At 46.2% G+C, this 26105-nt stretch carries 27 protein-coding genes and 1 pseudogene; all 28 read left to right on the top strand.

The window, feature by feature from the left end; translation table 11 throughout:
• Positions 1 to 101: 101 nt before the first annotated feature.
• Positions 102 to 1043 (top strand): mechanosensitive ion channel family protein, encoded by a 942-nt coding sequence (locus AC5LIL_RS14645; protein WP_271305794.1) that lies wholly within the window; start codon positions 102 to 104, stop codon positions 1041 to 1043.
• A complete protein-coding gene (locus tag AC5LIL_RS14640) occupies positions 1033 to 1236 on the top strand; it encodes a DUF951 domain-containing protein (protein WP_015880228.1) in 204 nt (67 codons plus the stop codon). The genes AC5LIL_RS14645 and AC5LIL_RS14640 overlap by 11 nt, the downstream gene beginning before the upstream one ends.
• 153 nt (positions 1237 to 1389) lie before the next feature.
• Complete coding sequence (gene ychF / locus AC5LIL_RS14635) at positions 1390 to 2490, top strand: redox-regulated ATPase YchF (protein WP_214696529.1); 1101 nt, start codon at positions 1390 to 1392, stop codon at positions 2488 to 2490.
• Between the two features lie 131 nt (positions 2491 to 2621).
• On the top strand, positions 2622 to 2909 hold the full coding sequence (gene rpsF / locus AC5LIL_RS14630; RefSeq protein ID WP_074034039.1) for a 30S ribosomal protein S6: 288 nt from the start codon (positions 2622 to 2624) through the stop codon (positions 2907 to 2909).
• A 37-nt stretch (positions 2910 to 2946) separates the two neighbouring features.
• On the top strand, positions 2947 to 3456 hold the full coding sequence (gene ssb, locus AC5LIL_RS14625; protein ID WP_015880231.1) for a single-stranded DNA-binding protein: 510 nt from the start codon (positions 2947 to 2949) through the stop codon (positions 3454 to 3456).
• 43 nt (positions 3457 to 3499) lie between these two features.
• Positions 3500 to 3730, top strand: a complete 231-nt coding sequence (gene rpsR, locus AC5LIL_RS14620; RefSeq protein WP_015880232.1) for a 30S ribosomal protein S18 — start codon at positions 3500 to 3502, stop codon at positions 3728 to 3730.
• Positions 3731 to 3881: 151 nt separating this feature from the next.
• Positions 3882 to 5873, top strand: a complete 1992-nt coding sequence (locus AC5LIL_RS14615) for a DHH family phosphoesterase (protein WP_214785437.1) — start codon at positions 3882 to 3884, stop codon at positions 5871 to 5873.
• Entirely contained in the window at positions 5870 to 6313 is a 444-nt protein-coding gene (gene rplI / locus AC5LIL_RS14610) for a 50S ribosomal protein L9 (protein ID WP_214696532.1), read from the top strand. The genes AC5LIL_RS14615 and rplI overlap by 4 nt, the downstream gene beginning before the upstream one ends.
• Positions 6314 to 6330: 17 nt before the next feature.
• Positions 6331 to 7683, top strand: a complete 1353-nt coding sequence (gene dnaB, locus AC5LIL_RS14605; protein ID WP_015880235.1) for a replicative DNA helicase — start codon at positions 6331 to 6333, stop codon at positions 7681 to 7683.
• Positions 7684 to 7841: 158 nt separating this feature from the next.
• Entirely contained in the window at positions 7842 to 9131 is a 1290-nt protein-coding gene (locus tag AC5LIL_RS14600) for an adenylosuccinate synthase (RefSeq protein WP_074034026.1), read from the top strand.
• 121 nt (positions 9132 to 9252) lie between these two features.
• A complete protein-coding gene (gene yycF, locus AC5LIL_RS14595) occupies positions 9253 to 9963 on the top strand; it encodes a response regulator YycF (RefSeq protein ID WP_015880237.1) in 711 nt (236 codons plus the stop codon).
• Positions 9964 to 9966: 3 nt separating this feature from the next.
• Entirely contained in the window at positions 9967 to 11808 is a 1842-nt protein-coding gene (walK, locus tag AC5LIL_RS14590; RefSeq protein ID WP_074034022.1) for a cell wall metabolism sensor histidine kinase WalK, read from the top strand.
• Positions 11808 to 13190 carry a two-component system activity regulator YycH gene (gene yycH / locus AC5LIL_RS14585; RefSeq protein WP_499824512.1) on the top strand — a complete coding sequence of 461 codons (1383 nt, stop codon included), beginning with the start codon at positions 11808 to 11810 and terminating at the stop codon, positions 13188 to 13190. Before walK ends, yycH begins: the two co-directional genes overlap by 1 nt.
• A complete protein-coding gene (locus tag AC5LIL_RS14580) occupies positions 13177 to 14001 on the top strand; it encodes a two-component system regulatory protein YycI (protein ID WP_499824511.1) in 825 nt (274 codons plus the stop codon). The genes yycH and AC5LIL_RS14580 overlap by 14 nt, the downstream gene beginning before the upstream one ends.
• 13 nt (positions 14002 to 14014) lie before the next feature.
• Positions 14015 to 14806 (top strand): MBL fold metallo-hydrolase, encoded by a 792-nt coding sequence (locus AC5LIL_RS14575; protein WP_214785440.1) that lies wholly within the window; start codon positions 14015 to 14017, stop codon positions 14804 to 14806.
• Between the two features lie 51 nt (positions 14807 to 14857).
• Entirely contained in the window at positions 14858 to 16117 is a 1260-nt protein-coding gene (locus AC5LIL_RS14570; RefSeq protein ID WP_499824510.1) for a S1C family serine protease, read from the top strand.
• A gap of 37 nt (positions 16118 to 16154) precedes the next feature.
• Complete coding sequence (locus tag AC5LIL_RS14565) at positions 16155 to 16316, top strand: CxxH/CxxC protein (protein WP_499824508.1); 162 nt, start codon at positions 16155 to 16157, stop codon at positions 16314 to 16316.
• 83 nt (positions 16317 to 16399) lie between these two features.
• On the top strand, positions 16400 to 16879 hold the full coding sequence (gene rlmH, locus AC5LIL_RS14560; protein ID WP_074034007.1) for a 23S rRNA (pseudouridine(1915)-N(3))-methyltransferase RlmH: 480 nt from the start codon (positions 16400 to 16402) through the stop codon (positions 16877 to 16879).
• 114 nt (positions 16880 to 16993) lie between these two features.
• Positions 16994 to 17536, top strand: coding sequence for a hypothetical protein (locus tag AC5LIL_RS14555; protein ID WP_499824506.1), 543 nt, complete (start codon positions 16994 to 16996; stop codon positions 17534 to 17536).
• Between the two features lie 534 nt (positions 17537 to 18070).
• Positions 18071 to 19279 carry a HEPN-associated N-terminal domain-containing protein gene (locus AC5LIL_RS14550; protein WP_499824504.1) on the top strand — a complete coding sequence of 403 codons (1209 nt, stop codon included), beginning with the start codon at positions 18071 to 18073 and terminating at the stop codon, positions 19277 to 19279.
• A gap of 106 nt (positions 19280 to 19385) precedes the next feature.
• A pseudogene (locus AC5LIL_RS14545) lies at positions 19386 to 19859 on the top strand (PD-(D/E)XK nuclease family protein); the annotation flags it as partial.
• 57 nt (positions 19860 to 19916) lie between these two features.
• Positions 19917 to 20447 (top strand): hypothetical protein, encoded by a 531-nt coding sequence (locus AC5LIL_RS14540; protein ID WP_499825372.1) that lies wholly within the window; start codon positions 19917 to 19919, stop codon positions 20445 to 20447.
• A 177-nt stretch (positions 20448 to 20624) separates the two neighbouring features.
• Entirely contained in the window at positions 20625 to 21227 is a 603-nt protein-coding gene (locus AC5LIL_RS14535; RefSeq protein WP_499824502.1) for a DUF4230 domain-containing protein, read from the top strand.
• 35 nt (positions 21228 to 21262) lie between these two features.
• Positions 21263 to 21817 carry a GNAT family N-acetyltransferase gene (locus AC5LIL_RS14530; protein WP_499824501.1) on the top strand — a complete coding sequence of 185 codons (555 nt, stop codon included), beginning with the start codon at positions 21263 to 21265 and terminating at the stop codon, positions 21815 to 21817.
• A 172-nt stretch (positions 21818 to 21989) separates the two neighbouring features.
• Positions 21990 to 22235, top strand: a complete 246-nt coding sequence (locus AC5LIL_RS14525) for an acyl carrier protein (protein ID WP_224863169.1) — start codon at positions 21990 to 21992, stop codon at positions 22233 to 22235.
• A complete protein-coding gene (locus AC5LIL_RS14520; RefSeq protein ID WP_499824500.1) occupies positions 22232 to 23638 on the top strand; it encodes an AMP-binding protein in 1407 nt (468 codons plus the stop codon). Before AC5LIL_RS14525 ends, AC5LIL_RS14520 begins: the two co-directional genes overlap by 4 nt.
• 49 nt (positions 23639 to 23687) lie before the next feature.
• Positions 23688 to 25139 (top strand): MBOAT family O-acyltransferase, encoded by a 1452-nt coding sequence (locus AC5LIL_RS14515; RefSeq protein WP_499824499.1) that lies wholly within the window; start codon positions 23688 to 23690, stop codon positions 25137 to 25139.
• A gap of 21 nt (positions 25140 to 25160) precedes the next feature.
• Positions 25161 to 26066: a hypothetical protein gene (locus tag AC5LIL_RS14510; RefSeq protein WP_499824498.1), complete on the top strand. Its 906-nt coding sequence runs from the start codon at positions 25161 to 25163 to the stop codon at positions 26064 to 26066.
• Positions 26067 to 26105 lie beyond the last annotated feature (39 nt).

Below are 26105 nucleotides of genomic sequence, written 5' to 3'. Positions count from 1 at the left end.
TCCCAAAAGTGGAAAACTTCTAAACTTCCGAATGCGGCGTTTGAGAAAAGTCGCGAAATATGTTTTGATGATTTAGAATCTACGACTTTTGAGGTGAAAAGATGGCTTCGCAAAATACAGAAAAAGATTTAAATACGGTAGCAGACGAAACGATTGACAGTGTAAACCGCTTCGTGGAGTACTTTAAAGATACAGACATGTGGATTGGCTTGGGAATCAAGCTCGCCGGTGTCGCACTCATCATCCTTGGCCTATATATCGCGACAAGAATTTTGACGACGATGGTCGAACGTGTGTTTACGCTTCGGAAAATAAAAGAACACGACATTGTCGCTCAGCGTCAAAACGAGACGCTATTGAAACTCGCACAAAATACAATTCGTTATGTGATCGGGTTAATTATGGTCCTGACGGTGCTCGGACAGTTCGGCGTCAATATCGCCGGTTTAATCGCATCAGCCGGGGTAGCAGGTCTTGCCATCTCGTTCGGTGCGCAAAGCTTAGTGAAGGACGTCATCACAGGCGCATTCATCATCTTTGAAAATCAATATAAAAACGGGGATTACGTCAATTTGAACCAGCAAGTCGATGGAACAGTCATTGAGGTCGGCATTCGTACGACGAAGTTAAAGGGATTAAATGGGCAAGTAACGATTATTCCGAACGGACAAATCTTGCAAGTGACGAACTACTCCCTTGAAAACAGTGTCGCTGTTGTCGATATTGGGGTTGCATATGAGGAAGATATGTCAAAAGTAGAAAAGGCGCTCAAAGAGATCGCAAAGTTGGTCGAAGAACGCTATCACGACTTGTTCATCGAACCAATCAACTTGGCTGGAGTCCAATCGCTTGGACCTTCGGAGGTCGTCTATCGATTAATGGCGGAAGTCCCGCCGACCCAGCACTTTGCTGCCGGGCGAATTTTGCATAAAGAGTTGAAGGCTGGACTTGACGAACGCGGTATTGAAATTCCATATCCACGTACGGTCATGATGCCACCGAACTCGACTCCTAAAGGAGGAGAAACAGAACATGCAAAGTAAAACTTATGCGTTGAACGATGTTGTGGAAATGAAAAAACCACATGCCTGCAAGACGAACCGCTGGCAAATCACACGTGTAGGGATGGACATTCGCATCAAATGTCAAGGTTGCGGAGCAAGTGTACTCATGCAACGCCGTGACTTTGATAAGCGATTCAAGAAAGTGCTTGAGCAAGGGAACGCCGCAGAATAAGCGGCGTTTTTCTTTAGGTTATGAACGTGAGTTGCGGTTTAATCGTGGACTATCTATAATTGTGAAGGATGTGACGGTGTGGTGTACTGAAGGTACCCACTCCACAGACGGCTTAACATTTCCCGGGAAACACCGGATGAGGAGGAACTACTAGTGGGATTAACAGCAGGAATTGTCGGATTACCAAACGTCGGGAAATCGACTTTGTTTAATGCGATTACACAAGCAGGAGTCGAAGCGGCCAACTATCCGTTCGCGACAATCGACCCGAACGTCGGAGTCGTTGAAGTACCAGATGCGCGTCTTGATCGATTGACGGAACTCGTCAAACCGAAAAAGACGGTGCCAACAGCGTTTGAATTTACAGATATCGCTGGAATCGTCAAAGGTGCATCAAAAGGTGAAGGACTCGGAAACAAGTTCTTGGCGAACATCCGCGAAGTCGATGCAATTTGCCAAGTCGTTCGTTGCTTCGAGGACGAGAACATCACGCACGTCGCGGGACGCGTCTCACCGATTGACGACATCACGACCATCAACCTTGAATTGATCTTAGCTGACCTTGAACAAGTCGATAAACGAATCGCACGCGTTCAAAAAATGGTAAAAGCAAAAGATAAAGGAGCGGTACAGGAGCTTGAAGCACTTGAGATCGTACGTGACGTTCTTGAGTCGGAGCGCCCGGCACGTGTCGCTGAATTAACGGACGACCAACTCGCCATCGTGAAACACTTCCAGTTGTTGACGATGAAGCCGATGCTTTATGTGGCGAACGTGAGTGAGGATGAAGTGGCGGACGCGGACTCAAACGAGTACGTTCAAGCGGTCCGTGACCATGCGGCAACAGAAGGGGCGAAAGTGATCGTCATCTGTGCACGTATCGAAGAAGAAATTTCAGAGCTCGAACCAGAAGAGCGCCTTGAATTCCTACAAGATCTCGGCATCGAAGAGTCAGGACTCGATCAATTGATCCGCGCTGCGTATTCGACACTTGGTCTTGCGACATACTTCACGGCAGGTGAAAAAGAAGTTCGCGCTTGGACGTTCAAACAAGGGATGAAGGCCCCACAATGTGCCGGTGTCATTCACTCTGATTTCGAACGTGGATTTATTCGTGCTGAAGTTGTCGCGTATGAAGATCTTTCGGCAGCTGGCAACATGACGACAGTGAAAGAACAAGGGAAACTTCGCTCGGAAGGTAAAGAATATGTCTTCCAAGACGGCGATGTTGTCACATTCCGCTTCAACGTATAAGTTGATTTGCTGAAACGTGTTGTAAAAGTCAAGGAAGTTTGATAGTATATTATGACGTGAGTAAAACAATTGTTTGCTCCTTGCTCCTACAAACCGGTAGGAGCCGTTAGTCCAAGAGGAGGTGAAAGATAATGCGTAAATACGAACTTCTTTACATTATCCGTCCATCAGTTGATGAGGAAGCGAAGAAAGCTTTGATCGAGCGCTTCAACAACGTCATCACTGAAAACGGTGGTACTGTTGAAAAAACAACAGACATGGGTAAACGTCGTTTCGCTTATGAAATCAACAAGATGCGCGAAGGACACTACGTTCTTCTTAACATCGTTGCTGAACCTAAAGCGATCCAAGAAACAGAGCGTCTCATGAAGATCTCTGACGACGTTGTCCGTCAAATGACAACAAAAGACGAGCGTTAATCCTTAACGTCTCGTATCGTGAAAGGGGAGCTTGGAGATGATTAACCGAGTTGTGTTAGTTGGTCGATTGACTCGCGATCCGGAAATGCGTTACACGCAGAGCGGAATCGCCGTAACACGCCTTACTCTCGCTTGCGATCGTCCATTCGCTGGACAAGATGGGAAGCGCGAGACGGACTTTATTGATTGTGTCGTTTGGCGCAAACAAGCAGAGAACGTAGCACAATACTTGAAAAAGGGCAGCATGGCCGGCGTTGACGGTCGCCTTCAAATCAGTAGTTACGAAGGACAAGATGGCCAACGTCGTTACCGGGCAGAAGTAGTCGCCGACAGCGTACGCTTCCTTGAACCACGCGGGGCCTCAGGGCAACGTGAGCAAGCACCATCTGGAGATGTCTTCGGTGGTGGTGAATCAAGTGGATCAGGATGGGGCGCAGGAGCTGCTTCGACTTCATCTCAGTCCTCGAATTCGAATAAAGGTTTTGACGCAGATCCGTTCTCGGGTGGCGGCAAAATCGACTTGTCAGATGATGATTTGCCATTCTAATCATTGTTGACAATAAAAACTAACTTATAAAGGAGGTCTTCACATGGCACGTCGTCCAGGAGGTCGTCGTCGTCGTAAAGTATGTTTCTTTACGTCGAACAACATCACTCATATCGATTATAAAGACGTAGAATTGCTCAAACGCTTCGTTTCGGAGCGTGGTAAAATTCTTCCACGTCGTGTGACTGGTACTTCAGCGAAATACCAACGTCCACTTACTGTCGCTATCAAGCGCTCACGTCAAATGGCTTTGCTTCCATACGTTGCAGAGTAATGTTTGACGAACGGCTTATCCTTTTGGATAAGTCGTTTTTTTGTATTTCATCTCGTTTGTAAGTGTGTAAGTGAAACCGACGAATATGGTATGATAGAGCAGAAACCTTTACGATTCCATGGGTGAACATTACTCATTTTAGGAGGCATACATGCACAGTGGTGAAGCAATAACATCCGTGAAGAACCAATACGCGCGGCACATGATTCCATATGTGATTGGATTTCTTGTCTCGTTAGGATTGGCGTTCTACAGCATTGTGGCGGCAATCACCCTGTTTATGGGCACGCTGATCTTTTTCATCTATCAGCAAGTGACGATGCGACGGGAACGTAAAAATTGGGAACAGTATGTCCTTTCACTCTCTCATCAAATCGAAGAGGTCGGAAAAGAAGCGTTGACGACGATGCCGATCGGAATTTTAGTCTTCGATCAAGACCGACGAATCAGTTGGTATAACGAGCAATCACGATTGATCTTTGAACTCGATATGGCGATTGGTGTACCGCTTGATGCGCTCCATTCCGCATTCGATGAGTTGATTGAAGAGGAAGAGGATGAAGCCACGATTGAAGTGGGTGACCGCGTATATCGTGTTTTTTACAATCAAACACATCAAACGCTTTATTTGTTTGATATGACCGAGGAAGCAGAGATGGAACAAAAATATGTTCAAACGCAAACGGTCATTGGCATCTTGTATCTAGACAACTACGATGAAATGTCGACTGCAGTGGATGAGCAAGTGCGAAGCGAAGTAAACCGTCGTGTGACGGTGCTTCTCAACCAATGGGCGCAACGGCATCACATCTACATGCGTCGTACGGCAGCAGACCGCTTTTTCCTCGTGATGAACGAGCGAACGTTATCTGAACTGGAGAACAATCGCTTTTCTATTTTGGATGAAGTGCGTGATGCGACGAAGGAACAAAGGATTCCATTGACGTTATCGATTGGGGTCGGATGTGGTGAGACGACATTGACCGAGCTTGGCAATCTATCTCAGTCGAGTCTGGATTTAGGGCTTGGTCGTGGTGGTGACCAGGCAGTCGTCAAGCGCCATAACGGAAAAGTTCGTTTCTTTGGAGGGAAGACAAACCCGACGGAAAAACGGACGCGCGTCCGTGCACGTGTCATCTCGAACTCGATGCGTGATTTGATTCGCGAATCGAGCCGTGTCCTCGTCATGGGACATAAAAACCCAGATATGGACTCGCTCGGGGCTTCGATCGGGATTATGAAATTAGCTGAGTTTGTCGGACGTGAGGCGTACGTGGTTGTGCCGTCAGGTGAGACGAGCATCGGCATTCAACGTCTCGTTCAAGAGGTAGAAAACGATGACTCGTTATACAGCCAGTTCTTAACCGAATATGAAGCACAACCGCTCATCGATGAACAGACGCTTCTCGTCGTCGTCGACACGCATCGTCCTTCACTTGTCATTTCAAAAGACATCCTGTATCGAGCGGAGCGTGTTGTCGTGATTGACCATCACCGACGTGGTGAAGAATTTATCGAGGATCCGGTTCTTGTGTACATGGAACCTTATGCATCGTCGACGTGTGAGCTCGTCACGGAGTTGATTGAGTATCAGGCGGGAAGTCGCAAGCTCTCGATTTTAGAGGCGACGTCACTTCTTGCAGGAATCATGGTCGACACGAAAGGCTTTACGCTCCGTACAGGTTCACGTACGTTTGATGCGGCGTCCTTCTTACGTATTCAAGGGGCTGACACGGTACTCGTGCAACACTTTATGCGTCAAGACCTCGATGCCTATATCGAACAGTCACAGATTTTAAAAAACACCGAGATTTACGCAGATGGCATGGCGATCGCGGTCGCTTCTGACGATGAGGCCCATCACCAGGTATTGATTGCCCAGTCTGCAGACCAGTTGCTGAACATGGAGGGTGTCAAAGCCTCGTTCGTCATCGCGATTTTACCGGATGGACGAACCGGGATCAGCGCGAGGTCTCTCGGTGACGTCAATGTTCAAGTCATCATGGAAATGCTCGATGGCGGCGGACATTTGACGAATGCAGCGACACAACTCGAAATGAGTCGTGAACAAGCAAACGTCTTGTTAAAAGAAGCAATTGATCATTATTTGACAGATGATACTGAAGGAGAGGAATTAGAATGAAAGTCATTTTGAAAGTAGATGTAAAAGGGCAAGGAAAAGCTGGAGAAGTGAAGAACGTGGCAGACGCTTACGCAAAAAACGTCTTGTTCAAGAAAAACTTGGCGGTTGAAGCGACACCTGGAAACTTAAAAGCGTTCGCGGCGAAAGAACGTCGTGCTGAAGAGGCTGCAGAAGAAGAGTTGAAAGAAGCGCAGCAACTTAAGGCAAAACTTGAAAAAGAGACGATCGCCGTCACGACAAAAGCCGGTGAAGGTGGTCGCGTGTTCGGATCGGTCACGAGCAAACAAATCGCGGATGCCCTCAAATCAATGGGCTACAAGATTGATAAGCGTAAAATTGAACTCGAGCACCCAATCAAGGCGCTCGGTTTCACGAAAGTGCCAGTGAAGTTGCACCATGACGTCGTTGCGACGTTGAACGTACATGTACAAGAAGCTTGAAGGTGAGGTAGAGACGGATGAGTGATGCGATTCAAGTCAATACACCACCACATAGCGTGGAAGCGGAGCAAGCCGTCTTAGGGGCGATCATCCTCGATTCGGACCGGTTGATCACGGCCTCAGAGCGGGTCGACCCGGACGACTTTTATCGCGTCAGCCACCAGCGCATCTTTGAAGCGATGTTAAAAATCAATGACCGGGGCGAACTTGTCGACTTGGTCACGCTCAGTTCAGAGCTCCAGGCGCAAGGCATTTTAGACGAAATCGGCGGTCTCAACTATTTGGCGGAGGTCGCTGAATCCGTCCCGGCCATCGGGAACATCGGCTATTACTTGAATGTCGTCGATCAAAAAGCGGCGCTTCGTCGTCTGATTCGAACGGCAACGAACATCGTTTCAGATGGTTATGAGCGTCAGGACGAGGTCGATTCTGTCCTCTCGGACGCGGAGCGGAACATTCTAAAAGTATCGCAACGGAAAGGGCAGTCCAGTTTCCACCCGATTGGTTCCGTGCTATCGGATGCCTATTCGACGATTGAAAAATTGCATCAGTCGAGCGGTGAGATCACTGGGATTGCGACAGGGTTCACGGATTTAGATAAGATGACGGCCGGTTTCCAACGAAACGATTTGATTATCGTGGCCGCTCGTCCATCTGTCGGGAAGACTGCGTTCGCCTTGAACATCTCGCAAAACGTTGCCGTCCGTACGGGCGAGAACGTCGCCATCTTCAGTTTAGAGATGGGGGCGGAACAGCTCGTCATGCGTATGTTGTGTGCGGAAGGAAATATCGATGCCCAGCGCCTCCGGACCGGACGCCTTGAAGCGGAAGACTGGGGTCGCTTATCACTTGCGATGTCGTCGCTCTCACAAGCGGGCATCTACATCGACGATACGCCGGGTCTTCGTGTCAACGAGATTCGGGCGAAGTGTCGTCGCTTGAAGCAAGAACATGGTCTCGGGATGATTATGATTGACTACTTGCAGCTCATCGTCGGGAACGGCAAACCGGGCGAGAACCGACAACAGGAAGTATCGGAAATCTCGCGTACGCTCAAAGCGATTGCGCGTGAACTTCAAGTACCTGTGATTGCCTTGTCACAGCTCTCTCGTGGGGTAGAGAGCCGTCAAGACAAGCGACCGATGATGTCGGATATCCGTGAATCGGGAGCGATTGAGCAGGATGCCGATATCGTTGCCTTCCTCTACCGTGATGACTATTACGATAAAGAGAGTGAAGACGCCAATACGATTGAAATCATCATTGCGAAACAACGTAACGGTCCGACCGGTACGGTCAAGCTCTCCTTCCGGAAAGAGTACAACAAGTTCGTCAATATGGAGACACAAGCCTTCGCACCACCGATGTAACGTCGGTGGTGTCTTTTTTTATATAGGTGATTTGTAAAATAACGAACGAATAGTTACATGTTATATAAAACGTTCGGTATTGGATTGACTTTCTCGCTTTTCAAGTGTACACTTACGGATGGTTTGAACAGAATGTTGATCAATAAGGAGGATTCATTATGTCATCAGTAGTCGTAGTGGGAACGCAGTGGGGCGATGAAGGGAAAGGGAAAATCACCGATTTCTTATCGAAACAAGCCGAAGTCGTCGCGCGTTATCAAGGGGGAGACAACGCTGGTCATACGATCGTCTTCAATGATACGAAATATAAACTTCACCTCATTCCGTCGGGTATCTTCTATTCGGATAAGACGTGTGTCATCGGGAACGGAATGGTCGTCAACCCGAAATCACTCGTGACAGAACTCGCTTACTTACATGAGCGCGGTGTGAGCACGGATAACCTTCGTATCTCGAACCGGGCGCACATCATCTTACCGTATCATCAGCTTCAAGATCGTTTAGAAGAAGATGCGAAAGGTGATGCGAAAGTCGGGACAACACTTAAAGGGATTGGTCCAGCATACATGGACAAAGCGGCGCGTATCGGGATTCGTATCGCAGATCTTCTCGACAAAGAAGTGTTCGCAGAGAAATTAAAGACCGTTCTCGAGTTGAAAAACCGCATGTTCGTGAAAATGTACGAGGTCGATCCAGTCGAATTTGATGATATTTTCGAAGAGTACTACGCGTATGGCCAACAGTTTGCGAAATACGTGTGTGATACATCTGTCGTCTTGAACGATTCACTCGACGAAGAGAAGAAGGTTCTCTTTGAAGGAGCACAAGGTGTCCTTCTCGATATCGACCACGGAACGTACCCGTTCGTCACATCGTCGAATGCGGCGTCAGGTGGCGTATCAAGTGGTGCCGGAATCGGTCCATCAAAAATCCATCACGTTGTCGGTGTCTGTAAAGCATATACGTCACGCGTCGGTGACGGTCCTTTCCCAACACAACTCGATGACGAGATCGGTCATACGATTCGTGAAGTCGGGAAAGAATACGGAACGACAACAGGTCGTCCACGTCGTGTCGGCTGGTTCGACTCGGTCGTCGTTCGTCACTCACGTCGTGTCAGCGGGATCACAGATCTTTGCCTCAACTCAATCGATGTATTGACAGGTCTTGAGACACTCAAGATTTGTACATCGTATGAGTACGAAGGAAAGCATCTTGATGAATATCCTCCGAACTTCCGCGTCCTTGAGAAGTGTGTACCGGTATACGAAGAACTTCCTGGTTGGACTGAAGACATTACGGGCGTTCGTAACTTCGACGACCTTCCAGAAAACGCGAAACGTTACGTGCGTCGCATCGAAGAATTGACGGGTATTGAGTTATTGACCTTCTCGGTCGGACCGGCTCGTGAGCAGACGGTCATCTTGCGTGACATTTACGAAGCATAAGAAAGGGAGCCGTTGCGGCTCTCTTTTTCATTTCCACGGAAATGGACCACGCTTTCTAAGCTGTATAAAAAGAGTTACAATGTAGGCATGTACGTTTAATGATAAGAGGAGGACTCACTGAATGGATCGTACGATTTTAGTGGTAGATGACGAACAACCAATCGCAGATATATTGAAGTTTAAACTTGAAAAAGAAGGTTACCAAGTGCATGTCGCCTATGACGGCGAAGAAGCGCTCGTGAAAGTAGAAGAGATTCAACCGGATCTCATCTTACTCGACATCATGCTTCCACTCAAAGACGGCATGGAAGTATGCCGCGAGGTACGGAAGAAGTATGACATGCCGATTATCATGTTGACGGCGAAAGACTCAGAGATTGATAAAGTGCTCGGATTAGAGCTCGGTGCGGACGATTACGTCACGAAACCGTTTAGCTCGCGTGAGTTGTTGGCTCGTGTCAAAGCGAACATGCGACGTCATGCAACGGCGCCGGCGCCTGAAGCAAAAGGGGCGAACGCGAACGATATCGTGATCGGCGACTTGACGATTCACCCGGATTCGTACATGGTGACGAAACGGGACGAGAAGATCGAGCTGACGCATCGTGAGTTCGAATTGATTCATTACCTCGCGCAAAACATCGGACAAGTGATGACGCGTGAGCATTTACTCCAAACGGTTTGGGGCTATGATTACTTCGGGGACGTTCGTACTGTGGATGTCACCGTACGTCGCCTTCGTGAAAAAGTAGAGGACAACCCATCGACACCAACGTATATTATTACGCGTCGCGGGGTCGGGTATTATTTGAAGGCAGGAGAAGAAGATTAAACGATGAAACGGACGAACTTCTTTAAATCAATCCAGTGGAAGCTCGTCGTCATCTATGCGCTGCTCATTCTCGTTGCGATGCAAGTCATCGGCGTGTACTTTGTGCGTTCTTTGGAACGGCAATACATCAACAACTTCTCGCAGTCACTCGTCGACCGGGCGAACCTACTGAGCTATAACGTCAGTGAGGGGATTGCCGCGAACGAGAGTGACTCGACCACGGACCAGCAGTTGAACCAGTTACTGGATCAGCTGCTGTCTGACTTTACCGAGAGCACGACGCTAGCTGACGACATTCGAGAAGTCCAAATCATCGATACGAACAGTGTCGTACGGGCGACCTCGAACCAGAACAATCAAAGTCTCGTCGGACAACGGACGGCAAGTACGTTTATCCAAAAGTCATTTGCGACAGGCGGCGCCCAAGAAACGCTCGTCTATGAAGATTCGAATGACCGGATGCGCGTCGTCGCCGTTCCCGTCAAGTCAGAAGTAGACGGGACCACAATCGGCATGATCTATATCGAGGCATCGATGCAGTCCATCTATAACCAGATGGAACAAGTCATCCGAATCCTCGCAACCGGGACGGTCATTGCCTTGATCATCACATCCTTCCTCGGTATCTTGTTATCTCGAACGATCACACGACCGATTGCCGATATGCGTCGGCAAGCCGTCGAGATGCGAAAAGGGAACTTCTCGCGGAAAGTTAAAGTGTATTCGGATGATGAGGTCGGTCAACTCGCCTACGCGTTTAACGAATTGACGGACGAGTTGATGGAAGCGAATGCCACGACAGAGGCAGAGCGTCGTCGGTTGACGAGTGTCCTCGAAAACATGTCTGACGGTGTGGTTGCGACCGACCGTTCGTTACGGGTCATTTTAATGAACGACCAGGCACGTGACATGATCGGGGTCGATGAAGAAGAGGCGATGGGCATGAACTTGCAGAGCCTTCTTGCGTTCGAAGAGGAAATCGTCATTCCTGAGGATGGGACGATGCCGGCGAAACTGATTGACCTCAGTACGGATGAGGAACTATTCCTCGTTCGAGCCTATTTCTCACCGATTCAAAAACATAGTGGACCGATCACAGGTCTCATCGTCGTCTTGCATGACGTCACCGAACAAGAGCAAGTCGAACAAGATCGCCGTGAATTCGTCGCAAACGTCAGTCACGAGTTGCGCACGCCGCTCACGACGATGCGTAGTTATTTAGAAGTCCTTGCGGAAGGGGCCTATCAGGATGATGAGTTGGCACCGCGTTTCTTAGAGACGACGCAAAACGAGACGGAGCGAATGATTCGCCTCGTCAATGACTTGTTGCAACTCTCGAAGATGGACAGTAAAGAATATAAGATGCAGAAAGTGAAGTTCGACTTTGTGCAGTTCTTTAACGACATCATCGACCGTCACGAGATGACGAAAGGAGACGCGATTCAATTCCGTCGGAAGCTGATGAAACGTCGTGTGTACGTTCATGCCGACCAGGATAAGATGACCCAAGTGATCGATAACATCATCACGAACGCCATCAAGTTCTCACCAGAAGGCGGTACGATCACGTTCCGGACGATGCTTCGGGCGAAACGACTCGTCATCGGCATCAAGGATGAAGGAGTCGGGATTCCGAAGTCGAACTTGAAGAAAATTTTCGAACGCTTCTATCGTGTCGATAAGGCGCGGGCGCGTAATATCGGTGGAACCGGACTCGGTCTATCGATTGCCAAAGAAGTCGTATCCGCTCACGGTGGAGACATCTGGGCAGAGAGTGAATTTGGCCGCGGCACGACGATTTACTTCACGATTCCGTTCGATACGATTGTGGAGGTGAATGATTGATGAAACGGTTTACGATTGCAAAGCCAGAACTGTGGAAGTCGTTGCTTTTGCTCACGTTAATCGTCACGTCGATTGTTCAAACCATCATTTTGTGGGATTATCATCCCACCTATCAGTCAGTCCAATCGGAGACGCAATTGACGACGGTGGATAAGTCACTCCAACGCCGGGCGAATCAGGTCGTCATCCCGGTTCAAGCGGTCGTTCATGACAACAACGCCGTCTTCGCTTCGAAGAACACCCCAAAGCAGTTGATGCGGGTCATTCGGGATACGTTTGAAGCGAGTGAATTCAAACCACTCGCCGCAAAGAATATCCCGAGCTTTTACACGGATATCAACGAAGGACTCGAATTGATTTTACCGGAAGCCTATTATGCGGATACGCTCAGCTATATGCTGCCGGGCACGTATAGTCTGTCTGGAAAGATTCCGCAACGTGTGCTCATCTACATGGAAGACAATGCGTTTACAATCCGAACGATCATGAGTGACCAATCGATTTGGGAAGGGAAGTTGACGAAGGTCGGAAACGGCGACGTGAACAGTCTATTCCTAAAAAACTCGAGTCGGACGATGAAGCGAGTGACGTATACGGATGAGCGTGTGAACTATATCCCGGTCGTCGGACCGGAGATGAATGAGTTGTTCGCATATGACGTATCGTCGATTCAAATCGATGCGCGCCTCGACTGGATGCGGGACACGTTCTTCCCAGGCGACCCGAACGTCCAGGAAGTCGACCCGGCGAGTTCGGTCGGTGCATTGACGAACGGTGTCAGTGTGGCGGAATATGACGCGAAGCTGAACGCGAGTCGCTATCGGAACTTATCGCGAAACAGCACTGAGCGGGAAACGGCACTCGGATTGGATTCGATTGTCGAATTCGTGAATTTCCATGGTGGATGGGTCGACGAGTCTTCGGAGAATCAAGGACTCTCGCTTCGTTTCGATGCCATTACACCGGCGAACAAAGGCTTTGAAACGACCGTATTCCGTTTTCATGTGAAAGGATTCCCGGTCTTTAGCCAACGTGAGGCGTTTATCAACAATGACGCCATCGACTTATCCACATTGCGTGTGGAAAACGACGGGGCGCAAGTCCGGTCCATCACACGACATCACTTAGAGATTGACCGGTTGATCACAGTCGGCACGACGCAGCTGGCTGACGCAGACGAAGTACTTGGGACACTCATCAACTCTGGACGGTTTGAGAACGTGACGGAGATTCGAATCGGTTATGAAATTGAGTATAACGAGGATACGAGCCGATATGTGACGTTCTCACCGAATTGGTTCGTACGTGAAGCGGGACGTTGGGTCCCATACAACCAGTCAGAAAATTGGACAGAAAGGATGATGTATCGTGGATTGGAGTAAAGCGAAAACCATTTTAATCTTCGCCTTCCTCGCCTTGAACATCTATCTGTTATTCCAATTAGTGACTGAGACATGGGCGACCGAAGTCGTGACGAACGACAACACGTCGATTGCACAAATTTTAGACCAACGAAACGTCGACCCGGCAAAACTGCCAAGAATGGGTCGGGATATCGGCTATTTGACAGGGTCGTCTGAAGAGATGTCGGCCGCGATGATTACGAAAAATCGGGAGGCACAACTGGCAACGACGCTGGACAATATGCAACTCGAAGTCGAGCTGAAACAGCCGGTACCGCTCGATGCCAAAGATTTGCGAACGACGGCTTCGACGTTTGTTGCGGAGTATGTCCCGTTCGGAGAAGAATATGCCTACTGGCGATATGATGAAAAGACGAGACAGATCGCCTTCGTCCAAACGTTTGAAGACAATAAGATTTTCTCGGCACCTGAAGTCGAGGGAGATTCGGAGATGTATATCGGACCATCCCTCATCTTGATTCAATTGAACGAGGAATATGAAGTGACGGATTATAAGCAACGTCATTTGAAAGACATTTCATCGAAACCACAAGACGATCTCGTGTTAACGGCCAGTGAAGCCATCTCTCAACTCGCGTCACGGAAGTATTTCCAACCGAATCAGGAGATGCGGGCCATCAACACCGGTTTTTATAGCTTACCCCTCGACAGCTCTGGCGGTTTGATTATCATGCCACCGCTCTGGTCGGTCGCAATCGACGATCATGTATATTTCGTCAACGCCATCGACGGAACAGTAGAGCGCGTCGAGTTTGAAACGAAAGAATGAAAGGAGTGATGGTGTGAGTTTACAGTATAGTGTGTTAGCGAGCGGGTCGACCGGGAACGCCCTCTATATCGAGACGGAACGGACAAAGCTGCTCGTCGATGCCGGATTGACCGGGAAAGCGATGCAACAACGCATCGAAGCGATCGGTCGGTCGTTTGATGGGATCGATGCACTGCTCGTCACCCATGAGCACTCCGACCATATTAAAGGAGTAGGGATATTAGCGCGAAAGTATAACTTACCGATTTATGCGAATGCGAAGACGTGGGCGGCGATGGAATCACTCATCGGAAAGATTGACCCGGCGTTGAAGTTTCACATCGAGGTCGGGGACATCAAGCAGTTCGGTGATATTGAAATCGAGACATTCAATGTCAGTCATGATGCGGCGGACCCGATGTTTTATCAGTTTGCCCACGACGGGAAACGCTTGGCCCATATCACGGATACCGGCTACGTCTCAGACCGGATGAAAGGGATTATCCGCGGAGCTGACGACTTTATCTTTGAGTCAAACCATGACGTCTCGATGCTGCAGATGGGACGTTACCCGTGGAGCGTCAAACGACGCATCCTTGGGGACTACGGACACGTCTCGAATGAGGATGCGGCGATTGCGATGAGCGAGGTCATCGGCGACCGGACGAAACGGATCTATTTGGCGCATTTAAGCAAGGACAACAACATGAAAGAGCTCGCTCAAATGAGCGTCTCGCAAACACTCGGCATGCGAGACGTCGACTTAGGTCGGATCAAATTGTGCGATACGGACCCGACAATCCCCACTTCGCTCGTTTCTTTATAAGGAAACTTGGGAAAAGACAGTTATCACACTGTCTTGAAGGGGGGACGCGTCGTGAACGAAGAGAGACACCATGAGTATGAACCTCAAGACGTCGAACCTGAAGTACACGAAGCAACAGAAGAGAAATCGACGTATCCGTCTCGGAGCGAATGGCGTCCGAAGCAAGAGGAGCACGTACGCCACAAGCCGAGACCGAATATAAAACCGTTGTTACTCGGAGGGGTTGGCGGATTCTTAGGAGCGGCTTTGTTTTTTGTCACAGTGATGCTCTGGGATTCGCCGACCTCTCGTTTTGTGACGAACGAACTGACGCGGACCGAGCAAGCCGTGACGGTCACCGAATCCGACGTCACATCGGCAGTTCTCGGAGCGAAGACGTCCGTTGTCAGTATTACGAACATTCAGCGGGCCTTCACTTCGGACTCGCAATGGGAGGCTGGCGCTGGTTCTGGCGTTATTTATAAAGTGGAAGGCAACACGGCATACATCGTCACGAACTTCCATGTCATCGAAGAGGCAGACGAAATCAACATCGCTTTTTCCGACGGTCAGATTGCGTCGGCGACCATTTTAGGCGAAGACCCGCTCAATGATTTGGCGGTCGCAGAAGTGGAGTTGCCAGATAACATCGATGCGAAACCGATCGTGCTTGGTGATTCGACCGTGCTACAAGCCGGTGAGACTGTCCTGGCCATCGGAAATCCGCTAGGTGTCTTCTCAAACTCGGTCACCCGTGGTATCGTCAGTGGTGTCGAGCGGACGGTGCCGGTCGATACGAATAGCGACGGCTTGATGGATTACAACGCAGAAGTCATCCAGACCGACGCAGCGATCAACCCAGGGAATTCGGGCGGTGCCCTCATCAATATTCGTGGAGAACTCGTCGGAATCAATTCGATGAAAATCGCCGAAGCGAGCGTAGAAGGGGTCGGCTTCTCGATTCCGGTGAACGTGGCGCTGCCGGTCATTGACATGTTAGAACGTGATGGGAAAGTGACACGAGCACAGCTCGGGGTCACGATTCAAGAAGTCATTGCGGTACCTGGTAACGTTCGGGAAGAATACGGCATTTCATTCGATCAAGAAGACGGTGTCTTCGTTGAAGAAGTGACACCAGGTAGTCCGGCTGAAGAAGCGGGACTGCGCGTCGGTGATATCATTACGCAAATCGGAGATCGCGAGATTAAACGATACGTCGATTTACGCGATGCGCTCTATCGAGACGCAACGGTCGGTGATACGATTACGATTGAGTATTTACGTCGCGGTGAAACGAGAGAAACCGAGGCGACGTTAACTGAAGCAACATAAAGAAGCGGCGACGCTTCTTTTTTAAGGAGGAAAAACTGTGGAAAAAAAAGTATGCAAGGAACATGTTGAAATCACTTTAGACATCATTGTGGATGAAACAGGAGAGTACCCGTTGTTAGAGGAATTATCCACAAGTGAACAAGTGACATGTGAGTTCTGTGAAGCCGATGCAACATATGTTGTGTCAAGCAAAAACTAATTATCAACATGTGGATTTGTGGATAACTCTGTGGATAACCCTATGGATAACTCCAAAAAAACTGTGGAAAAAGGAAGAATTGGATGAATATTTCAATTATCACGGTCGGCAAACTGAAAGAAAAATATTTAAAGCAAGGAATTGCCGAGTATACAAAACGGCTCTCTGCCTACGCAAAAGTGCAGGAAATCGAGGTTTCAGACGAAAAAGCACCCGAGCATTTGAGTGAGGCAGATATGTTATTAGTAAAACAAAAGGAAGGCGAGCGGATTTTAGCGAAGATATCCCCAGACACGCACGTCATCGCTTTAGCGATTCAAGGGAAGCAGCGGACGAGTGAAGAGTTCGCCCGTGAACTCGATCAACTCGCAACATATGGAAAGAGTAAAATTGCCTTCGTCATCGGAGGGTCGCTTGGTCTGTCGGACGATGTGATGAAACGAGCGGACGATACGATTTCGTTCTCGAAGATGACGTTCCCCCATCAACTCATGAAGCTCGTATTGTGTGAACAGATTTATCGGGCGTATCGGATCAATCGGAATGAGCCGTATCATAAATAAATGAGGTTTTTTAAAATGTTAGGAAAGAATTTTGTGTTAAATTTTTAAACAAAATTAAAAAACCATGATTAAATCATATTTTATTAAAAAATTAAAGGGGTTGAGAAAAGGGATATGTATGAGGAGATGATAGAGTTATTTGAGGCATCTAATTTGAGTTTTTTAAGGGAACAAAAAGAACTCATAGAAAGTAATGTGTCAGAACGTACATTATGTGGACAGTTAATGTTGTATATAAATAATTTTAAAAATGATTCTGACTATTCATCTTATTATGTAGACGTAGAATATAACAGAAATTACGGTGGTAGAATTAAGACAATAAAAAATGAAGAAGAAGAAATTATTACAATAAATTGTGATTTGATTCTTCATAGCAGAGGGGAAAACTTAGAGCAAGACAATCTAATTGCCTTAGAAATGAAGAAGTCTACTGGGAAAAAGCAACAGAAAGATAAGGATAGAGAACGTTTAAAAGCATTAACCAGACAATCTTTTGATAATATTTGGACTAAAAATGGGACTGAATTGCCTGAGCATATTTGTAGGTACGTCCTTGGTGTTTATTATGAAATCAATATTTCTCGCATGGAAGTGGAGCTAGAATATTACCGGAACGGAGCACTATTGCACACTTACACTGTTAATATAGAATAGATTATGTAAAGTAAAAGCATAATAACTTTTCTTACGCAAAAGATAAGGATTGACGCAGACCGCAAAATTAATACTATCCAAATACGATTCAACAAAGAAGTAGTAAAAGACTTCACCTAAAAAGATTGAGAGAGTTCATCCACTATGGGTAAACTCTCTCGATCTTTTTCTATTCTAATTAACCGATAAAGTAGAGCTAGATGACTAATCATCAAGGATATTCACTCTAGAAGGTTTTACATCTATCCTTAGAAGACGATAGATTTATTCAAAGCTGGTGTAGGGTTCAAAATATCTAAAGAAAGAAAAAGGATTTAATTCATTTTGAAGGAAGTAGGAGATAATGTACCTTATTTATTTTAAGAACTGTCATTGGAATGGTTGCTTGTTTTACTTATGAGATTATATATAAGCAATAAGTGAGCAATAAGTGCTATGCTCTGAAACATGATAATAAATGAAGAGAACAATAAAGCTACGAAAATAAAGCCCAGTAAGAACGATTATAATATGTTAAAAGGATGGTGCTAAATAATGGGTTATCATAAAGACTTGCTTATCAGACAAAATGAACTAGGTTTTAGTACTCTTGGAGATAAACATGTATGTTCCGAATGTGTTTCGGACATATATATTCAGACTTACATAGAAGAAAATGCAACTGTTGCTAGTTGTGACTATTGTGGTGCTGAAAACGAAGATACCCTAGCTGCTGACGTTAATTTGATAATGAAATTTATTATGACAGGTATTAAATATGAATGGGGAAATCCCGACGATGAAGGTGTAAGTTATGATTCAAGAGAAGGTGGATATCAAGGTGTTGAAATATATGATGGCTGGGATTTTACTGAAAGTATCTTGGATAGTGAAGTTGGTATAAATTCTGTCCGTCTGTTTGAAGACATCAGAGAAGCGTTGATAGATACAAGATGGTGTAAGATTGACCCGTATGGTTTAACACGAGACGAAGAGTTATTTTACACATGGAATGATTTTTCTGAACAAGTAAAACATAGTATGCGTTATCTGTTTTTAAACAGTTCCTATGACTCAAGTAATCAAAAACAACGAGTGGTACCGCATGAGATTTTAGATAACATAGCTGGATTTGTTGAGGAATTGAAGTTGATTCAAGTAGTAACATCAAGCAAATTTTTTAGAGCTCGTGTTTCATCTAAAGGCGAATTATTTTATAAAGCAAAAGAAATTGGAACACCAGCAAAAGAGTATGCAGAGAGTTCGAACAGAATGAGTCCAGCTGGGATTCCAATGTTCTATGGAGCTGAGAGTGTAGAGACCGCTTTAATGGAAGTGAAATATAAATCAGGTAAGAATGTGGTAGCAAGTATTGGTGAATTTATTAATAATGAAAAATTAACGCTATTAAATTTAACTTTTTTACCAAAGTTACCTAGTATTTTTAATCACAAAGAACGTGAAAAACGTTGGGTTGTAAAGTTCTTTCACAGTTTTTTAAATGACTTTACAAAACCGATTGAAAAAGATGGTAGAGAACACGTGGATTATGTACCTACGCAAATTGTCACAGAATATTTTAAGTATGTTTTTAAATATAGAAACACCGGAATTGACGGCATCGTTTATCCAAGTTCTCTCAACAATAAGAAAGCTTATGTGTTGTTTTTTGAAAATGAAGACTGTAATGACGATCGGAGCACGAGTGGATTAACCTTGAAAAGCGTTTCGCATTTTAGGGGAAGACTTAACACCTCACTTTGATATATTACGGAGAACCGTACCATAAATGATTTAATTTTAAAATGAGTGCTTGAATTAAACCTCAAGCACTCATTGCTTTTACACTCCGACGAAGGGAGCCAAGAAGATGTCGTCGTCGTATTCGAAAATCTATAACCTGTTACGTCAATCCGACTCTAATCCCTATGAAGATTACTTAACCGAAATCATCGCTCCGATTTTCGAACAATCAGATTTATTAACGCATTTCTTTAAACGGTTTGCGAATGTGAATCTCTCTGAAATAAGTCGTGTGAAGGCATACACACAAAAAACGTATAACAAACTACATACACATGATACCGACAGTCGACCCGATCTCGTTATCACGTTTAGCGAAAGGGAAACTCCACACATTGTCTTTATCGAGAATAAGTTAGGTAGCGGCGAAGGACATCATCAATTGCAGCGCTATCGAGAACATCTTGAGCAATGTGAGGAAGATGGGTTTACGACATACCTGTTTTATATCACTCGATATTTTGACCCCAAACAAATTGCTACATCCTCAACTAAATTCTTTCAATTGCAGTGGTTTCAACTCTACATAATGCTGCAGGAATATAACAAACAGGATTTGTACTACCAACAAGTACTCAAATATATGGAGGATATTGAATTGAATAAATCAAGAACATTCCTACCTCAAGACGTGTATGCGATTCAAAACTTAGGAAGAACCATTTCGATGTTAGATCAATGTCTGAATGAAAAGACGACGCATACGTTTACGAATTTATTTGGAAAGCCAAAACCATGGGGGAATCGTGCGATTGAACTCCGTGATTATAATCGATACGTCATTCAAAATGATCAAAGTGATTGGAAATTTATCGGCTGTGGATTCAGCTTTGAACAAGCAGATTATCCAGAAGTATCTGTTTACATAGAGGTTCACCCAAACAGTAAACATAAATCGATTCTGATGGACGCGTTCAAACAATTCGCAGAAATGAATGAACGATGGATCTATGAAGCGCCAGAGGATCAAAACGACTGGTTTATGTTGTACGTTGATCAATCGTTGACGCATTTCTTAAGTGCTCCAGACCACATCGATGCGATTGAGACATTTTTCATTCAAAGGTTAGAAGAATTGAATGAACTGAAGCAAAGTTTGTCGCAACTGAATTGGATTGTAGTCGAGTAAAACTTGATGATGCTGAGTGAGTAGATGGGTCTAAAACCATCTACTCTTTTATTTGAAAAAAACTAATTTAATTGAATAAAAATTAAATTTATGGAATTAAATTAGGTATAATCTGTATATGGAGGAGTCATTACATAGTTTTAGAAAGTGCTTGAATACATAAAAAGGAGATTTATTATGAAAAGAATGATTGGAAAAGTTTCATTTGTTTTACTCATACTTATTTTGATTGGTGTCATTACAATCGTAGTGATCAAGCCAAGTATATTTTCAACCAATCATCAGGCTGATGTATCGCTTGTAAAAGATAGACTCGTCGAATTGACGGAGTTGACAACGTTAAAATATGAATACAGCAACGTCATTGTTAGTCGAAACACGACATCCGTTTCGTTAATCGGATTAAAAGATGTCAAACTAGCGGAAGCAATCAAGTTGATTGAATACTCAGGATACCTGAAGGCGGGCACAGATCTCTCTAACATGGAGGTTTCTTACAATGACACGACTGAGCAATTAAACGTTACTGTACCTCATTCGACCATTTTGGACAATGTAGCGAATACAGATGATGCAAAGGTGACAGACGTAAAAGGGACACTGTTTTCTGATTATCCCTCGCAATTGATTTTTGATGAAATCAATAAAGAGAAGGAAAAAATGGAAAAGGTTAAGATTGAGCAAGGCTTGCTGACAGAGGCGGATAAACGCATTGAAGAGTTCTTAACAGAGTTTTTAAAGAATAGCGGTTATGAAACTGTGGCAATCGAGTTTGAATAATCATTTATGAAATTTTATGTAACAAGGGGATCAAGATGAACGATACAATCCACATCCTAACAACACGAATCGCTCCCGATTTTTTAACAACCTTCGATCGCTTTCAGGAAACGCATCGCATCTATGCCGTGGATTCAAATGGTGAGCTTTATCAAAAAGACGAGCATTACATCGATGAATGGGATGACGCGAAAAAACAACAGGTCATTGAGATTCTTAACTACTACATCGACCGTGGCGGCGTTGTTGTGGCAATCCAAAAAAGTGAAACGTTACTTGGCTTTGCCGGACTGGATGGACACCTGCTCGGAACGGAAGGCCAGTATTTAAATCTGGGCTTCATTCATGTGAGTCGTCCTAATCGTGGACAGGGGATTGGTAAAGTGTTATTTGAACGTGTCTGTCAGGCAGCAATCGAACGAGGCGCGAAAAAGCTATACATCGGAGCGAACCCGGCCGTCGATACATATCATTTCTATGAAGCGATGGGATGCATGCTGGCCGAGGAGTTTGTACCGGAAGTGTATGAGGAAGAACCACTCGATTTGCAACTCGAATATGTTTTATCGTCTCCTGAGACCGCATCGTAACGATGTGGTTTTTTTCATGCACAAAATCGCTCTACTCCAAGCTTTTTCTCCTATGAAGAATTGACCGATTTCGAAAAATTGTGATAGAATCACAAGGCAAATGATTATCATTATCAGTCAATAAGAATAGATGAAATTGAACCGTTGGAGTGAACGTGAAAGGATGAATACAATGAGCACGCTTGAAGCATACAACATGGCATTTAAAAACGGATTGGAATTAGAGGACGATGTGGTTCTTGAAGAGATGAAGCTTGGAGAATCGACGGAATGGGATTCGATTGGACACATGACCCTCATCGCAGAAATCGAGGATGCGTTTGACGTCTATATCGACTCGGATGAAATGACGGAATTCCATTCGTATCAGTCTGGCATCGCGTTGCTGCAGCGCCTCGGTGTGGACATCCGGTCATGACGCTTTTTCAAACACTCGAGCAATACACGGATCGTGAGGCGGTCTATGCGGACCGTTCTTACACATACGGCGAGATGTTGGAGGTTGGCGACTCGATTTGTCAGGAAGTCGGCGAACGAGCACTCGTCTTCTGTCTATGTGCCAACCGGGTCGAGTCGCTCTTCGGCTATGTCGGTTTTATTCGGGGACGCGTCGTACCCGTCTTGTTAGACGCGGATATCCCAGCCGAGCAATTACAGAAGTTGATGGAACGGTATGAACCGACGCACGTATGGGCACCGGAATCAAGAGACGATTTGGCGAACTCGTTGGATGCTTACTATGGTTACGGCGGCTACGTCTTGTTTGAAACAGGAGCAACAGTTCACCATGAACTTCATAAAGAGTTGGCCCTTCTGTTGACGACTTCAGGGAGTACCGGAAGTCCGAAATTGGTCCGTCTCACGTATAACAACCTATCAGCAAACGCCACGTCGATTATCGACTATCTCGACATCGATCAAACGGATAAACCAATCACGACCCTTCCGATGAACTATTCGTATGGACTCTCGATTATCAACAGTCATCTATTGAAAGGGGCGACCATCATCCTAACAGATCGCTCGATCGTTCAAAAAGAGTTTTGGGAGTTGTGTCGTGCTGAGCAGGCGACGACGTTTGGTGGCGTACCGTTTCATTACGAGATGTTAAAACGTTTGAAGTTTGAGACGTATGATTTGTCAAGTTTGAAGAAGTTGACGCAAGCGGGTGGAAAGTTGGACCCGACGCTCGCCCATCACTTCGCGACGGTGTGTGAAGAAAAAGGGATTCAATTTTTCATCATGTACGGCCAAACGGAGGCGACGGCCCGAATGTCGTACTTACCCGATCGGATGCATGCGGAAAAAGCAGGGAGTATCGGTATCGCCATCCCAAGTGGAACACTCTCACTACGAGATGAAGCCGGAAACGACATCAAAGATGCAAACGTGACGGGCGAATTAGTTTATCAAGGTGATAACGTGTCGTTCGGGTATGCGACCTCATTAGCTGACCTTGCGAAGGGTGACGACAATCACGGTGTCTTACGTACAGGTGACATGGCGTATCGTGACGAGGATGGGTATTTCTTCATCGTCGGCCGCATGAAGCGCATGATTAAACTATATGGAAGTCGAATCAGCCTGGACGAAGTCGAGGCCCTCCTTCGAGAGCACGGACATGACTGTGTCTGTGCCGGGGAAGACGACCAACTATATGTGTATACGTTGCAAGATGACGTCGCACGCATTCAAAAAATCATCAAAGAACAAATCAAGGTGAAAGGTGTTCGGGTGATGCAGATTGACGAGATTCCACGTAATTCGTTCGGAAAGATTCGTTATGCCGCATTGCCGAAGCGAGAACTTGTGACCACCTGATCGTCAGGAATCGGTACATCGTCAAGTTTCATAACATCAGGTGGTAAATATGACTTTTATTTCGATTGAATTTCTCTTATTTTTAACAATCATCGTTGGAACCTATTACGTGGTCCCACATCGATTCCGATGGGTGCTCCTCCTCTTAGCGAGCTATGTCTTCTACGCCACGTTGAGCGTCCAATTCATCCCGCTATTGTTGATCAGTACCGCCTTCACCTATGTGATTGGGATTTTGATTGAGAAGCAGGAAAAGAAAGAACAGAAGAAACGGCTCATGTGGGTCGGTGTCTCCGTTCTCGTCTTCTTCCTCGGATGGTTCAAATATTTTAATTTCGTCAATGATTCGCTTCGTTCGTTCGCCGCATGGAGCGGATTTGATTATGATGTGCCGTATAAAGAGATCGTGTTGCCGTTGGCCATCTCGTTCTATACGTTCCAAGCCATCAGTTATGTCGTGGACGTTTCGCGAGGGAAGCAAAAAGCAGAGCGTCATTACGGCTATTTCTCGGTCTATTTCGCCTTCTTCCCGCAACTTGTTGCGGGACCGATTGAGCGGGCGAAAAAGCTGCTTCCCCAGCTGAAGACGGAGCAACATCTCGACTACGACAATATCAGCTATGGGATTCAGCGCATCATTTGGGGATTCTTCAAGAAGACGTTGATCGCTGACCGATTGGCTCCGATTGTCGCAAGTGTATTCAATAGTCCAGATCCGACTGGTTCAGAGATTGTGCTCGCGACGATGTTGTTCTCGATTCAACTGTTCGCCGATTTCTCGGCGTGTAGTGATATCGCCATCGGTTGTGCACGATTGCTCGGAATTCGATTATCGGAGAACTTCAAACAGCCACACTTTGCCGTATCGATTGCCGACTTCTGGAACCGCTGGCACATCACACTCTCGATGTGGTTACGTGATTATATTTTCATGCCGCTTGCCAAAGGGAAGAAGAAGCGCGAGCAGATTTATGGTGCCATCCTTGCGACGTTTTTAGTGAGTGGGATTTGGCACGGAGCCGCATGGAACTTCGTCTTATGGGGACTCATTCATGGAATCTATCGCGTGTTCGGAGATCATACGAAACAGCAGCGTGAAAAAATGGCGTCATGGGTCGGGTTTGACCGCGTGCCGACACTGCATCGTTGGTGGAAAATCGCCATCACTTTTCAGCTCGTCTGTTTCTCGCGCGTCTTCTTTCAATCGCATTCGATGGCAGAGGCGTTCTCGCATGCCAAACTGTACGTGACACCCTCTTCATGGGCACCGTCAGGCATGATGCAGGCGATTCAAATCTTCTCATTGCTCGATTTGATCATCTTCCTCGTTGTCTTTGTCGTTGTTCATCTGTTTCAGCATATTGAACGGACGAAAGGTTCGGCTTGGGACTGGATGGCGCGTCAGCCTGCCGTGACGAGCGTTGCCATCAACTTGTTCTTGATTGTCTCGGCCTTCTTGTTTGGTGTGTCGAGCCAAGGATTTGTATACGGTGGGTTTTAAGATGGATGGAAAGGAATTAGCATGAAGCGTTTAGGAATCAAAATCGTCGTTGTATTACTGGTCATGATCGCCATCTTCATTCCCGTCAACGAGTTCGTCAAAGAGTCGTGGGAATATAATAATAACCGAGCTGTCCTTGCCTTCAAGGAAGACCCTCATCCTGTCGACATCATCAATCTCGGAACGTCCCATGCGATGTACGGGTATTCATTCAAGTCGCTTGGATTGTCGCATCTGGATTTGGCGTTACCGAGTCAACCGATTGAATATGATTTGAAGATGTTGAAAGAATACGATGAGCATCTGAAGCCAGGTGGGGTCGTGATCGTGTCGTTATCTCAAATTACGTTCAGTAATTCGGATGTCGGCCGGAAGGCGAATTATTATCGCGTCTTGGATCGTGAAGACATTGAGCCGGTCAGCCTGTTTCAATATTATACGCATGAACAGTTCCCGGCATTGAACAGTGGAAGTGCTTATGCCGCCATTTCCCGGGAAATCCGAGATTTTCGCTTTGATGCGCATAAGCCATGGGAGAATGGTGGTCTGAACTACTCAGAGCGTAAGTATGAGGAAGTGGCCGCTCAATATGAAAACGCCGTGAACAATCATGAGATCGAAGAGAACATGGCGCATTTACAAGACATCATCGACTACTGTATGCAACAAGAGTATCGTGTCGTCTTGGCGATGGAGCCGGTCCACGCGTCGTATCATGCATATTTTGATGAAGAGGTCATGGAACGTCTCGTGTTTCAGCATGTAGAAAAACTTGATGTCGATGTCCCGTTTCTCAACTACATGGGGAATGAACGATTCATTCATGAGCAATCCTTCTTCCATAACCCGGACCATTTGAACGGTGATGGGCGGACGCTGTTGTCTTCACTCGTTTATGAAGATTTGAAGCGGTTGGGATATTTATAAATTGATGGGCGGCTGTCCATCAATTTTTTTATGCTATAT

The sequence above is a fragment of the Exiguobacterium sp. RM11 genome, assembly GCF_059821525.1.
The sequence above is the reverse complement of the archived record's forward strand: the minus strand, read 5'-3'. Positions and strand labels throughout refer to the sequence as shown.